Annotated in this window: 7 protein-coding genes; 2 read left to right on the forward strand and 5 right to left on the reverse strand. The window is 59.3% G+C overall.

Annotated elements, in window-relative coordinates:
- Positions 1-6: 6 nt before the first annotated feature.
- Genes AB6729_RS10935 through galK form a run of 3 tightly spaced genes read right to left on the reverse strand, consistent with a single transcriptional unit; the run spans position 7 to position 3,140 of the window.
- On the reverse strand, positions 7-969 hold the full coding sequence (locus AB6729_RS10935; protein WP_371081651.1) for a type I phosphomannose isomerase catalytic subunit: 963 nt from the start codon (positions 967-969) through the stop codon (positions 7-9).
- 30 nt (positions 970-999) lie between these two features.
- Positions 1,000-2,022 carry a UDP-glucose--hexose-1-phosphate uridylyltransferase gene (locus tag AB6729_RS10940; protein ID WP_371081652.1) on the reverse strand — a complete coding sequence of 341 codons (1,023 nt, stop codon included), beginning with the start codon at positions 2,020-2,022 and terminating at the stop codon, positions 1,000-1,002.
- Positions 2,019-3,140 (reverse strand): galactokinase, encoded by a 1,122-nt coding sequence (gene galK, locus AB6729_RS10945; protein WP_371081653.1) that lies wholly within the window; start codon positions 3,138-3,140, stop codon positions 2,019-2,021. The genes AB6729_RS10940 and galK overlap by 4 nt, the downstream gene beginning before the upstream one ends.
- A 107-nt stretch (positions 3,141-3,247) precedes the next feature.
- Here galK and AB6729_RS10950 point away from each other — a divergent pair, with 107 nt between their 5' ends.
- Complete coding sequence (locus AB6729_RS10950; protein ID WP_371081654.1) at positions 3,248-4,444, forward strand: glycoside hydrolase family 27 protein; 1,197 nt, start codon at positions 3,248-3,250, stop codon at positions 4,442-4,444.
- Between the two features lie 179 nt (positions 4,445-4,623).
- Here AB6729_RS10950 and AB6729_RS10955 read toward each other — a convergent pair whose 3' ends face one another.
- Both AB6729_RS10955 and AB6729_RS10960 read right to left on the reverse strand, forming a co-directional pair.
- Positions 4,624-7,881: a TonB-dependent receptor domain-containing protein gene (locus AB6729_RS10955; RefSeq protein ID WP_371081655.1), complete on the reverse strand. Its 3,258-nt coding sequence runs from the start codon at positions 7,879-7,881 to the stop codon at positions 4,624-4,626.
- Between the two features lie 318 nt (positions 7,882-8,199).
- On the reverse strand, positions 8,200-11,613 hold the full coding sequence (locus AB6729_RS10960; protein ID WP_371081656.1) for a carboxypeptidase regulatory-like domain-containing protein: 3,414 nt from the start codon (positions 11,611-11,613) through the stop codon (positions 8,200-8,202).
- A gap of 313 nt (positions 11,614-11,926) precedes the next feature.
- Here AB6729_RS10960 and obgE point away from each other — a divergent pair, with 313 nt between their 5' ends.
- On the forward strand, positions 11,927-13,030 hold the full coding sequence (gene obgE, locus AB6729_RS10965; protein ID WP_371081657.1) for a GTPase ObgE: 1,104 nt from the start codon (positions 11,927-11,929) through the stop codon (positions 13,028-13,030).
- Positions 13,031-13,047 lie beyond the last annotated feature (17 nt).

Below are 13,047 nucleotides of genomic sequence, written 5' to 3' on the forward strand. Positions count from 1 at the left end.
AGGTTTTTACGGCGTGGCGCGCACCAGTTCCAGCGCACTGTCAGCTCGCACCGTCACACAATCCACATCCGCAGGCACAATCACAGAGCTGCTCGCCGGAAGCTCTGTCATGGACTCACCGGCCACCATCACCTGCGCATCGCCGCGAACAGCAGTCAGGCAATAGGGCTTGTTGCCGGGATTCTCAAACTGGATGGTGTCGCCAATCTTCAGCAAGAAGCTGTCCACGGTGAAGTACTGTTCCTGGATCAGCCGCCTGCCTTCACGTCCATCCACGGTGATGCGTTTCGGTTCGACTTTTCCTGCGCGCGTTACGACTTTGCTCACAGCGAGTCCTTTGTCGACGTGCAGTTCGCGCGGACGACCGTAGTCGTACAGGCGATACGTTGTGTCAGAAGTTTGCTGCGTCTCCAGAATGGTCACGCCCGGCCCAATGGCGTGAACCGTTCCCGCATCCACAAACACCATATCGCCCGCGACGACAGGGATATGTTCCAGAAGATTTTCGGCTGTGCCATTGCCAATGGCATCACGCAGTGACTCCAGCGTGGTGCCATGCTTCAGCCCGCAGGCCACGGTGGCTCCCGGTTCAGCCTCAAGAATGTACCAGCACTCTGTCTTGCCACGACCAATGTTCAGTGCAGCGGCTTCTTCGTCGTTCGGATGCACCTGCACGGACAGCTTGTCATCCGGAAACAGCAGCTTCATCAGCAGCGGAAATTCTTTTTCGTTTGCCAGCTTTCCCAGCAATGCGTCCGGTTCTTTTCCTGCCAGTGATGCGAGCGTTTCACCTGCATAATCGCCGTCGTTTACAAGGGACTGCGGCCCGGTCAGCCACGCCTCGCCAATCGGCTCTTTGTGTTGCGCATCGCGCTCGGCAGAGTCGGGATACCAGGGCTTCAGGTCGCGTCGACCCCATGTGCGTTCGGAAAAGGACGGATGCAGACGAAATGGATTGAGAGTGCTCATCGCACTCCCATTGTCCTCCATTGCGGCTGTTTAGCGCATCACATTGCGCAGCGTGGCTGCGGCGCTTTCCGGTGTGATGTCGCGCTGCGGCGATCCCAACAGTTCAAATCCCACCATGAATTTGCGCACCGTGGCCGACCGCAGCAGCGGCGGATAGAAATGCGCATGCAGCTGCCACTCCGGATGTTCTTCGCCATCGCACGGCGCGGGATGAAAGCCCATCGAATACGGGAACGGCGCATCGAAGACGCGGTTGTAACCAGCGGTGAGCGTCTTCAGAATATCCGCCAGCCCATTGCGCTGTGCTTCAGTAAGCGTGCGCATGGAAGCGACAGGGTCGCGTGGCAGCACCAGTGTTTCAAACGGCCACACGGCCCAGAACGGGATCACCACAACCCACGTGTCGTTCTGTGCAACCACGCGTTCGCCCTTTTCCAGTTCCTTCTGCAGATAGGCATGCAACATGGTTTCGCCGTGCTTCACGAAGTATTTCTTCTGCGTGCGCAGCTCCGTTGCGGGCTCGTTGGGGATGTGTTCGGTGGCCCAGATCTGGCCGTGCGGATGCGGATTGCTGGCACCCATCATTGCGCCGCGATTTTCAAATATCTGCACATAGCGAATGTCGGGGTTCGCAGCCAGTTCTTCTTCCTGCGCGGCCCACACATCCACCACGCCGCGAATCGAAGGCACATCCATCGTTGCCAGTGTCAGGTCGTGCCGCGGGCTGAAGCACAACACACGACAGATGCCGCGCTCCGTCTCGGCATGCAACAGGCCATCCTCTTCCGTGATGATTTCTGCGTCTGGCTTCAGGGCCGCGTAATCATTGGTGAAAACGTAGGTGCCGGTGTAATGCGGCGTGTGCTCGCCACCTGCGCGCGGATTGCCGGGGCACAGATAGCACGACGGATCATACTGCGGCGACTGCGGCACAGCGGCGTCTTCCGTCTGTCCCTGCCACGGACGCTGCGTGCGATGCGGCGATACCAGCACCCACTCTCCACGAAGCGGATTCCAGCGGCGATGCGGCGTTGTCAGAAGTAACGGGTTCATTGCGCACGCTCCAGTTGCGCCAGAGCGCCATCTGCCGGTGTGCAGACGTAAATCTCAGCTTCGATGTTGAAGTGGTCTTTGTAAGCCGCGGCAAGCTGTGCGGTGAATTGCGGCACAGCGTCCGATGCAACAAGGCTCACGGTGCAGCCGCCAAAGCCACCGCCGGTCAGTCGTGCACCATAGCAACCGGGCAGCGTGATCGCCGTGGCTGCGAGGAAATCAATTTCTGCAACGCTGTCTTCAAAGTCGTCGCGCTGGCTGGCATGCGATCCATTCATCAGCTCGCCCAGCTTCACAGCATCGCCTGCCTTCATGGCAACCTCTGCTTCACGCACACGCGCATTCTCTGTAATGACATGTTTGCACCGCTTGTACACGTTGTTGCTCAGGCTGGCGCGTACCGCTTCCAACTGTTCTGTCGTCGCACGCCCAAGGTCTTCCGCTTCAGGAAAGCGCGTGCGAATGATGGCTTGTCCCTCTTCCAATTCGCGACGTCGCACACCGTAATCGCCCGTGGCCACGGAGTGCCGAACCATGCTGTTGGCAATCACAATGCTGCACTGCGCCAGGTTGCCGGTGTTCATCGGCAGCAGCTCGTATGTAAGCGTGCGCGTATTCAGCAGCAGCGCGTGTCCTGCGGTTGCCGCAGTCACAACGAACTGGTCCATGATGCCGCAGGGTGAACCGACGAACCGATTCTCTGCACGCTGGCACAGCAGCGCAATCTCCTTCGTCTCAAGCATTGTTCCCGCATGGCGCAGCAACGCAACGGCAGTGGCCACTTCAATGGAGGCCGATGAACTTAATCCCGCACCCAGCGGCACATTGCCGTCCAGTTCCATGCGGAAGGGTGGCACATCCATACCCAGCGCCCACAACTCATGCAGCACGCCTGCGGGATAGTCGCTCCATGCGCCGATGGCCTTCTCGTCGCGCGAACTGGCGTGCTCTCCGGGAAATGCTGTTGAGGTGAACACATAACCTTCCGCGGCAGCCGTCACGCTGGCCTTCGTTGCGAAAGGAATTGCCATGGGCAGAACCAACCCACCGGTGTAATCGGTGTGTTCACCCAGCAGGTTCACACGACCCGGTGCGTTTGTAAAAATTGCGGATGTCAAGCGTTCAACCCCTCTCGGCAGCATAGCGTGGCGATTCTGTAATGGAAACCCATGTATGCTTTCTGCGCAGCTCGACCACCTGATTTATGAGGTCTCAAAAAAATTCTATGCGACGTATTGTCTTTGCCTTGCTTGCTTCCGCACTTTCCTTGTCTGCCGTGGCGCAGACCAAACCCGCAGCACAAACCACGCTGGCAGCCACACCGCCTATGGGATGGAACTCGTGGAACTGGTTCGCCGGAAAGGTGACGCAGGACGACGTAAAGGCCGCAGCGGACCTCATCGTCTCCAGCGGTATGCGCGATGCGGGCTATGTCTACGTGAATATTGACGATACCTGGGAAGGCAAGCGCGACGCGAACGGCGTGCTGCACACCAACGAGAAGTTCCCGGACATGAAGGCGCTGGCTGACTATGTGCACAGCAAGGGCCTGAAGCTGGGCATCTACTCCAGCCCCGGCGACCAGACCTGCGCGAAGTACGAGGGTAGCCTGGGCCATGAGCAGCAGGACGCCGATCTGTATGCCTCGTGGGGTATCGACTACCTCAAGTACGATCTCTGCGGATTCCGCAAGGAGATGAATGGCAAGGCGCCGGATGACAAGCTGAAGCAGAACCAGATGATGCACGATGCTTACGAGAAAATGCATCAGGCACTGGTGAAGACGGGCCGTCCCATCATCTACAGCCTGTGCCAGTACGGCTTCGATTCCGTGTGGCAGTGGGGACCGTCTGTGGGCGCGAACCTGTGGCGCACTACGGGCGACGTACAAGCCAACTGGGCCTCCATCGCGCTCATTGCGAAGACGCAGATCGGACTTGGCAAGTACGCTGGCCCCGGCCACTGGAACGACCCGGACATGCTGGAAGTGGGCAACGGCAAACTTACGCCGGATGAAAACCGCGCACACATGGGCATGTGGTCTATGCTGGCCGCGCCGCTGCTCGCGGGCAACAACCTGACGCAGCTTTCACCGGAAGTCACCGGCATTCTGACGAATCGCGAAGTCATCGCGATCAATCAGGACAAGCTGGGCAAGCAGGCCGAGCGTGTCTACCAGGAAGGACCCATCGAAATCTGGTCGCGCCCGCTGGCAGATGGCGGTGTGGCGCTTGCCGTCATCAACTTTGGCGAAGATGAAAACTTTGTGCGTGGCATCTCGCTGCACCTGAAAGAAGCGGGTGTAAAGCCGGGCATGAAGGCGCACGATATCTGGAATGCAAAGGATCTGGGCGCGATCAAGGACGACTACAAGTATTCACTGAAGCGCCACCAGATGCTGCTGCTGCGTTTTTCGAAGTAAACCCTGGGTTGGCTCACTAAACACCGTCATCCTGAACGAAGCGAAGGATCCCGATGATGTTGCAATTGCCGAGGCAGTTTAAAGTTTTCGGAAGAAAACCCTCTCCCTCAGTGGTTACAGAAACATTGTCGGGATTCTTCATCACTTCGCTCCTCAGAATGACGGATGCTTGAATGCAGTTACCACTCCAGCCGCAAACCCGCCTGCAAACGCCGTTCGCGTGTGGGAGAGTTTGCCGACTGGCTGGCCATGCCAAAGGGCTTTCCCGTTAGTCCTTCCGCGGCAATGGTTGTTGCATCCTGAAACATAAACGGCACCACCCCATCCGTGCCCGCAGAACCCACAAGAAATGCACGCTGCTCCACCGTGGTTACGTTGACGTGATTCAGCAGGTTATACGCCTGCATCATCAGGCGCAGATGCGCACGATCATGCACCAGGGCAAAGGCGCGCGACAGGCTCAGATCGACATTCTCCGTCCAGGGCAGGCGCAGCGTATTGCGACCCAGGCTGGGGAGATAGTTCGCGCCACCGGAGTTGTTCAGGCTCTCGCGACCTCCCGGCAAGGACGAACCACCCGAGAGGTTATAGCTGTAAGGACGTCCGCTTTGAAACAGCAGAACCGGCGAGAGCGACCAGCCATTCACAACATGCCGCAACGCTGCATGGGTGCTATCCAGATGCGGCTGCCACACCGCAAGCATGGTCACGCGATGTCGATGATCGAAGTTCGATGGCGCGCGGTCATACAGCGGACTATACGGATCGAAGTGCGCGTTCTCATTGCGTGCCGTGGGGCCAGTCCGCACGGTATCCAGCGACTTGCTGTATGTCCACGAAGCACGCAGGGTGAGTGTGCGCGGCGTCTGATGCTGCAAGGTCAACGCCATTGCGTGATACGTTCCATTGCCATCGGAAAGGATCGCCGTCACAGGGCCGAACGCGGACGTCTTGCGCGCGGTGTACAGCGGCACATGAAACAGTTCGCCGCCGCGGGCGCCCTCTTCACCACCATTGCGCACAATGCGGAATGCGATGTTTGCAGTGGATGGTGCGATGTTGAGATCGACGGTGTCTGTCAGCTCACGACTCAGCGCAAGAACGTAGCTTCCTGAAACATGGGTTCGCGCGGCCACCTGCTGCGAGACAGAGAGTTCTGCGGTCTGCACCGCTGGCATCTGAAATGAACGCGAAAAAGCCCAAGCTGCGCCCGTGCTAGCCAACGGTCCAAACGGCGCGCAGGTGTACGTCGCGGGATAGCCAAAGTTTGTTCCATACGAGGCACACGCAGGATCGATGATGGTACGCGGTGTAATGCGAAGCTGCGTTTGGCTTGCAGTCTGCGCGGTGTTGGCAAGCGCACGCTGGATCGTGGTGCCGGGGATGCTGGAGAATTGAAACCCATAGCCCACACGCACCACCGTGCTGCTTGTTGGCGCATAGGAGATGCCCGCGAACGGTGCGAGGTTATTCGTGTCGGACGGCATTGTCTGCGTCGCCACAAAACTTCCGAAGACCGCGTCAATACTGGCGTTCGGATGCTGCGGTGGAGGTAGCCGATCCCACTCGTAACGCACACCTGCGTTGATGTGCAGTCGCGGCGTCACACGCCAGCGATCCGACACAAACGCGCTCCACTCCGCTGTATGAAAACGCGTTTCTGGAACGCTGCCGAACGTCTGCGTGAAGTTGGAAAAGCAGAAGTAATGTGGCTGCGAGTAAATCGACGGACATCCGCCATTCGGATAGCTGGAGGCGTTGTAGGTGTAGTCCGTGAGGAAGTCCACCAGCGCACCTGCATGTCCCGCTGCAGTGGAGTTCGCATAAAGATAGCGGCCATTGTTCGCTTCGCTTCCGGCAATGCGTTCGTCCGTTGCGATCAACGATGTGCCCATACTCACCTGATGCGCGCGTCCATGGAAACGCAACGTGATCGCGGCCTCTGCATTGCGTTCATCCGGCAATCTACGCAGCCCGGTAACAGGAGCGCTACCGAACGAAAAAGCATTCGACAGGTCTACCTGCGGTGCGCTGCCACCAGGCCCCGTATGCGGTTCCTGCGGCAACGGCGTCGGCGATTCCGCATAGGTAACATCGCGATTGTAGCCAACGCGCGCATCGACACTCCATCGCGGATGCAGCATGGTGGTCGTGTGCAAGAGCACGTCGTCACCTTCCGTACGAATGCTGCCGATGCTGCCGCGTCCACGCGCCACCACAGGCAGAGCATTCTGCCCCGCTGCAGAATCGAAGCGCACACGGTTCCATTGCACAGATGTGTTGCTGCGTGCGGTATCCCAATCCAGTCGCGGGAACAGCGACGTCTCGTTTGCATGGCGATCCAGCGTGCCACTGAGGCTGTCGATATAGGCCAGGCCCTTCGCAATGGCGGCGGCACTGACACCGCGATTTGCCAGCAGCGCGCGCTGCACCGAAGTCAGCGAATAAAACGCGCTGTCTGACGGGCTGGACATAGCAGGAAAGCTTCTGCGTTGACCATCCACGGCAACAAAGCCATAGGCTCCGCGCAGCCCCAACCTGCCACCAAGAGAACCGCCGAATTGTTCGCGTTGATCGCGCGGCTTCACCAGCGTCGTTGTGGGCGATCCATTGTTGTAACGAGTCGTTATGCTGAAAGGATTCGCCGCGTTCCCCGCGCTGTTGCGGATCAGGAAGAACGCTGCGCCGTGAATATCCTCGCCACCGCGACATGTGACGGTCCGCAAGCTGCCGCCCGCGCCATGCGGTTGCAAGGCATCCGCATCCGCCACGGCGCGCACACCGAATTCCTGCACCGCCTCCTGCGTGATGGCGAAGGGCAGAGCACTGCCGCCGCGCGGCTGCATGTCAAACTGCCGCGTGTGGTCCGCGCCGTTCAGTGTGAAGCGGTTCAGAGCCGGGTCCTGCGCACGCACAGACAGTCGGGCATTATCGGTATCTCCCACAGCCTCCGGTGCACTTTCTTCGGCAGGATTCAGCACCACATCCGCGTCTTCCGCTGCAACCAGCGGTGTGAGCACTGCCAGCGATTGGAATCTGCGACCATCCAACGGCAGCATCTGCAACTGCTGCGGTGACAGATTTGCATTCAACGGAGAATCAAACTCCACAGCGGGAGATGCGCTGACCTCCACCGTCTGACGCACTCCACCCATCTGCATGCGCGGCAGAAGCCGCATCGTCTTGCCAACGGCGACATCCACCGCATCGACCTGTAATGAGTTGAACCCTGCTGCCGCAGCGGAAAGCACGTAACTTCCTGGCGCGAGCGATGGAAAGAAAAACTCGCCCAGACGATCTGACTGCAGCGTACGTTGCTGGCCCGTGTGTACATCGCGCAGCGTCAGACTAACCGCGGGGATCGCGGCCCCATTGGGATCGCGCACCACGCCATTCAGTGCGCCTGTAGACGCATCCTGCGCCAGTGCAGCAGGCATGGCTGCGAGACTCAGCAGCAACGCAGCGAACGTTCTGCGGGAGTGGAGAAAAACTCTGATGCGAAACAACCTGAGCAAGTGAAACAGCACTCCGCAACCGCACACTGAAGCGCGCGGCTGGCTTCTTCGGAACACACCACTGCGAGAACAAAAGATGCTGCTGCTGAAGTCCACCTGTGTAATCCGGAGGACTTCTTATTCGTAAGGATTCGAGTGTTCGCAGCGTAGCGTTTTTAACGGGAAAAGGCAAAGCCTGCAAACCAAGAGAGAGGGCGACGGAGTTTCCGTCGCCCTCTCCTGGTTTGGTTGGCAGGTTCGTTAGAAGTGGAAGCGTGCTCCCAACTGCACCTGGCGGGGGCTGTATGCCAGATTGCTGTTGACGGAGGTACGCGTTCCGAATGCGGAGCTGTAGGTGAGTGTGTTGGCTGTGGCGCTAGTTCCGATGGAGTAGCCCGTGGTTGTCACGCCGGTGGTGTTGTAGTGGTTCGCAATGTTGAAGCTCTCGGCCAGCAGCTCCAGGTTCATGCCCTCGCGGATATCGAAGCGCTTGGAGATACGCAGGTCAGCGACCATGGTGCGGGGCAGCTTGTACGTATTGCGTCCGATGTTGGCGATGCGGAATGCACCGTTGGAGCCGTTGATGCCACCGCCGATGGCGGACAGCGTGGAGCCGTTATCGCCGAGAGCCGTGGTGGGTGTACCGGTGGAGGCCAGCGAGTACGGCAGGCCAGTCTGCGCAGCGAAGCTGGGCGAGACTTCCCACGAGTTGGTGAGGTAGCCCAGCGGTCCGTGCACAAACTTCGGCGTCTGGTAGACGGCGTACATCACCAGGCGCTGGGGCACGTTATTGTCCGAGTTGCCGTAGTCAGCCGCGGTGTTCAGCGGATCCGTGTAGGCATTGGTGCTGGTGAAGGTGGTGCTGTTAACACCGTTATCCAGAGCGTGTGAGTAGGTATAGTTCACGTCGAAGGACAGGCCGTTGGTGACCTGGTGTTTCGCTTCCAGAACCACACCGTGGTAGCTGGAGCTGGCATTGCTGACGATAGCCGTGACCGCACCGAAGACCGGGTTGGGACGCTGGCTGCTGGCGTAGGCGTTGGGTCCGTTCACGCCTGCGGCAACGGTGCCCGTGGCACCCTTGGCGTAAAAGCGCGTGGTCAGCTTGCTGCCATTGGCCAGAGGGCCCTTGCCGGTGGAATCCGAAACCGTGTAGGTGACGGAGGTGGTCGGCGTGGGCAGGTTGGCGTCCACGAAGTTCGGCATTTCGCGGCCAAGTGCGCCGATGTAGCTGACGCCTACCGTGGTCTTCCAGCCGATGGAGCGCTGGATGGAGAGATCAAACTGCTCCGAATAAGGGTTCTGGAAGCCCGGAGCGAAGTAGGTGGAAGCAGGAGCCGCACCGGCGGAACCCACGCTGGCAATAACCGCCGGAAAGGCCGGTGCACCGGACTGCGACGACGTGTAGTTGAAGGTGAGCTGGGAGACCGGCACACCGTTCACCTGCGTTGCGTTGCCGGTGGAGGTCAGCGCGCTGTAGATGGTGGAGTTGATGGTGCGGCCATAAAAGAGACCGAATCCACCACGGATGCTGGTCTTGCCGGTGCCGAAAGGATCCCACGCAAAGCCCACGCGCGGAGCAATGTTGTTTTTATCCGACGGCATCACACCGGTCTGGGCAATCGCATTGGTGCCGAAGTTTCCTCCCGTGACCGGCAGGCCTGCATAGGGGCTGGGAAAGAGTTGCAGCTCATAACGCAGGCCATAGGTGATGCTGAGGTTCGGAGTGGCCTTCCACTCGTCCTGCGCGAAGATGCCAATGTCGTGCGTGACGAATTGGAACGCTGTGGGGCCGAAGGCCTGCTGGAAGGACGAGTAGTTCTTTGCCTTGTTGTAGACGTTTGGATCGGTGCTTTGGCCGAGATACCAGTCGCTCAGGTATTGGCCTACGGTGGAATAGCTGAAGCTGCCAAACTGGCTGCGCAGGTTCTGGCTCAGGTCGTAGGTGTGCAGGTAGTCCATACCGAACTTCACGTTGTGCGAGCCGCGCGTCCAGTTAGCGGTGTCAGCCACCTGCCAGCGGCGTTCATCGGGATAGCGCTGGCGCTGCAGGAAGGTCTGCGTGCCGAAGTTGAAGCCGTTCGTAATGCCCACGTTCGGCGGCAGGCCGAGCGGGTTGGTGTATGTGCCGCCACGGGCTCGCTGAATATAGTTCTGCTCGTACGCAGTGGCCGGGGTCTGAGCAAACTCGTACTCAAAATCGCGACCGTACTGGTAACGCACTTCATTGACGAGGTTGCTGGTGATGGTGGTGTCCAGCTTGGCTACGCCAAAAGTGAGCTTCACAAAGTCATCACCGAAAGAACGCGTGCCATAGGTGTTGGTGGCCTGCGTCTGGATGCCTGCGGGCGATGCCCAGTTGAGGCGGTTGACTTCAAAGGTGGCGTGGTTGCGACCATTGATCTGCCAGTCAATCTTGGGGAAGAAGATATTCTGGTCGCCGGTACGCGGAACAGCACCGAGCATGGTGTTCAGCGCCGTGAGGCCAGCGTTGTACAAAGGTACGGCATTAGCGTACTGGTTGTAATTCCCCAGATAGAGCTGCGCGAGGGTGCAGTTGCTCTGGTCTACCGTGGACGGCAGGGCAGGGTTGGTAATTGTGCCAGGGCCGGACGGATTCGGAATGGTGGAGGATGCTCCGCAGGTCTTGCCCGTAGGCAGCGCGGCGTCAGGAGCCGCAAAGAACGTGGCCGGGCTGCTGGCAACGCCCGTTCCGGGGAAGTTGCGCTTGAACTTGTCAATGGCAAGCAGGAAGAAGAGCTTGTCCTTGATGATGGGGCCACTGACTGCGCCGCCAAACTGCTTGCGCCAATCCTTAGGCTTGATCACGTTCGTGACCGGGCCGGAGGAGGTGACGGTGGTGAGCTGCGTCGTCGGCGACTTGGAACCCCAGCCAGCGTCACGGTCACGGAAGTAAAGGTCGCCGTGGAACTGGTTGGTACCGCTCTTGGTGACGGAGTTCACAACACCGCCAACAGCGCGGCCGTATTCCACGGTGTAGTTGGAGGTGTTGACCTGGAACTCCTGAATGGAGCTCTGCGCAGTGGAATAACCGGCGCGCGTACGTCCGCGCTCTTCCGCGAAGAAGGCCTGGTTATCGTCCGCACCGTCAATGGTGATGTTGTTCTGCAGAACGCTCTGGCCGCGGAAGCTCAGCAGGCCAAAGCCGTCCGAGTTGGACACAACACCGGGCGTGAGGGCCGCATAGCTGGACCAGCGATAGTTGTTCACCGGCAGGTTCTGCAGCACGTGCTGTTCAATCACACTGTTGAAGTCCGGCGAGGTGGTATTGATGGCTGGAACTTCTGAGGAGACCGTGACCTCTGTGCTGGTTCCCGCTGCGGCAAGGTTTGCGTCCACGTTGGTCAACAGACCGACCTGCACCACGACAGCGGTGGACTTGTACGTGCCAAAGCCAGCAGAGGTAACTTCAACGGTGTAGGAACCGGGCTGAAGATGGATGGCGCGGAAATAGCCCTGATCGTCGGCCTTGACGGTCTGCGAAGCCGAGGTGCCATTGTTGGTGACGGTGATCTGTGCGCCGGGTACGACTGCGCCACTGGGATCATGAATGATGCCGCCTACGGCACCGTCCACGGCCGACTGCGCGAATGCGCCCATCGCCGCCCCGGACATTAGTACTGCCGCAAGCGCAAGGCTGCGTAAGGGTTTCATTTGCATCGAAAAGTCTCCTGAAGTTTTTTCGCGTTCCATATGCCTGCCGAAGCGATTGCCGACAGGGTCGTTCGGATATTTTTTTGCGGGGCGTAAGTGAAACTCTGAAGGCCCTCTGCGAAAAGTCCCCTCTGAGTCTGGCAGATCACTGTCAACAGCACGTGAATGCGCGGGGGATACCGTATGTTGTCCGGTGGCTCCATCTTCTCCCATTAACGCGCGCAAAAAAAGCTATTTCGCTTGTGCAGCATGTGGGAAACGCGTTCCATTTCGGCACGGGAAGCGCGTATCCACTAAACTGATAAAGGCACTGATGTTTATTGACGAAACAAGAATTCGGGTGAAGGCGGGAGACGGCGGCAATGGCTGCATGGCCTTCCGCCGGGAAAAGTTCGTTCCGCGGGGCGGTCCGTCCGGCGGCGATGGCGGCCACGGCGGCGACATCCTGATGCGTTCCAGCGAAAAACACAACACGCTGGTGCACTTCCGCTTCAACCCGGAACACAAGGCAGATCGCGGTACGCACGGCGAAGGCTCCAACATGAGCGGCCGCAGTGGCGAGCACACCATTCTGGCCGTGCCGGTGGGAACGCAGGTCTTCGACGAAGATACTGGCGACCTGATTCATGATTTCCGCTATCCCGACGAACAGATTGTGGTGGCGCGCGGTGGTCGCGGAGGACGCGGTAACCAGCACTTTGCCACCAGCACCCATCAGGCTCCGCGCGAGCATGAACTGGGTCGTCCCGGCGAAGAAAAGCATCTGCGGCTGGAGCTGAAGCTGCTGGCCGATGTGGGCCTGGTTGGTTATCCGAATGTGGGCAAATCGACCCTGATTTCGCGCCTTTCCGCAGCTCGTCCCAAGATTGCGAACTACGCCTTCACCACGCTGGAGCCCAACCTGGGCGTGGTCAAGGTGGGCGATTTCCCGCATGAACAGTCGTTCGTTATCGCGGATATGCCCGGACTGATCGAAGGCGCCAGCCAGGGCGCGGGTCTGGGTATCCAGTTCCTGCGCCATATTGAGCGCACCAGCGTTCTAGCCCACCTGGTCGACGTTTCCGATGGCAGCGGCCGCCCAGACCCGGTGGAGGACTTCAAGGTGATAGCGGGCGAACTGGAAGAGTTTGGCCACAACCTGGAAGACAAACCTGTCATCGTCGTTGCCGCCAAAATCGACGCCGCCAACCCGGACAAGCTGAAGAAACTGCAGACTTACGCGAAACGCCGCAAACTGCCTTTCTATGCCATCTCCGCCGTTACCGGCGAGGGCATTGAGGCGCTGAAATTCGCTCTGGGAGCAGCCGTGGAAGAGCATCGCAAAGGCATTGAAGTGGTGCCACCGCCTGCGCCCGCTCCGCGCAAACACAAGAGCGCTTACCCGCCGCCGCTGGCCAGCAAAAAAACATCGCGATAAAACCGCAGTGCATGGTC

It is taken from the genome of Terriglobus sp. RCC_193 (assembly GCF_041355105.1).
Lineage (GTDB): Bacteria > Acidobacteriota > Terriglobia > Terriglobales > Acidobacteriaceae > Terriglobus.

What these genes read in the sequence shown, in the direction of transcription:
- obgE (WP_371081657.1), top strand. Translation starts at nt 11,927, where the DNA reads ATGTTTATTGACGAAACAAGAATTCGGGTGAAGGCGGGAGACGGCGGC.
- AB6729_RS10940 (WP_371081652.1), bottom strand. Translation starts at nt 2,022, where the DNA reads ATGAACCCGTTACTTCTGACAACGCCGCATCGCCGCTGGAATCCGCTT.
- AB6729_RS10955 (WP_371081655.1), bottom strand. Translation starts at nt 7,881, where the DNA reads ATGCCTGCTGCACTGGCGCAGGATGCGTCTACAGGCGCACTGAATGGC.
- AB6729_RS10960 (WP_371081656.1), bottom strand. Translation starts at nt 11,613, where the DNA reads ATGAAACCCTTACGCAGCCTTGCGCTTGCGGCAGTACTAATGTCCGGG.
- AB6729_RS10950 (WP_371081654.1), top strand. Translation starts at nt 3,248, where the DNA reads ATGCGACGTATTGTCTTTGCCTTGCTTGCTTCCGCACTTTCCTTGTCT.
- AB6729_RS10935 (WP_371081651.1), bottom strand. Translation starts at nt 969, where the DNA reads ATGAGCACTCTCAATCCATTTCGTCTGCATCCGTCCTTTTCCGAACGC.